The sequence below is a fragment of the Rathayibacter sp. SD072 genome (assembly GCF_017355185.1).
Taxonomy (GTDB): Bacteria; Actinomycetota; Actinomycetes; order Actinomycetales; family Microbacteriaceae; genus Rathayibacter.
The window spans coordinates 1-793 of record NZ_JADILJ010000108.1; the positions used below are offsets into that span (position 1 = coordinate 1).

The window sequence follows — 793 nt, forward strand, 5'->3', positions numbered from 1 at the left end:
GGAACGGGCAGGCCGAGGGCGCCGAGCGCGAGGGTCACGGAGTGGCCGAGGGTGAACGCGAGGGTGATGCCGGCGATGCGGCGCACTGCGGCACGCAGCGGCACCGTGTTTCGCCAGCGGCGGCGGACGGCGAGTAGGGGTGCGGGTAGGAGCAGGGTGAGCAGGAACAGCTGATGGTCGGTGCCGTCGGCGATGTGCTGCATGCCGAGCACGAGCATGCTGACGAAGCCGCCGGCCTCGCTGCCCGTTCCGAGGTCCACGTGCAGGGAGCCGACGGTGTTGGTGACGGTGTCGAGCCGGATCGTTCCGAGTTCGTACGCGCCGGCGACGTCGCTGGCGATGTCGGAGGCGACGGTGACGAGGACGACGTGGGTGATCTCCTTGTCCACCACGGCGTCATAGCCGAGATCGAACGAGCGCACGTCTTCTCCGGCGGGTGGGGTGAGCTCGAACGTGGTGGTGAGCTGCTGGTAAATGCCGGTGGTTGAGGTGTCGCCGGCGTCGGAGACGGTGAGGTCACCGGCATCGACAGTCCAGGCGGTCCCGTCGTCGTTGGTGGGCGCGAAGTGCTCGAGGAGGTACGCGGTGATCGCGTCTGCTTTCTCATCGACGGCGGCCTGGGTCTGCTCGGTGAGCTGGATCCCGCTGGCGTTCTCGAGGTCTTCCAGCGGAATGGTGACCGTCGCCGCGATCGAGCTCTCCGCGACGTCGAGCTGCACACTCGAGGACGGGAGCACATGCGCGGATGCAGCCGGAGCGACGGCGAGCACGCTCGCGAAGACAGCGAGCAGCA

General features: G+C 68.3%; 1 protein-coding gene. It reads right to left on the reverse strand.

Going from position 1 to position 793, the window contains the following annotated elements; genetic code table 11:
* Positions 1-719, reverse strand: a 719-nt coding sequence (locus IOC53_RS19600) for a HupE/UreJ family protein (RefSeq protein ID WP_207408113.1), incomplete at its 3' end; no start/stop codon positions are given.
* Positions 720-793 lie beyond the last annotated feature (74 nt).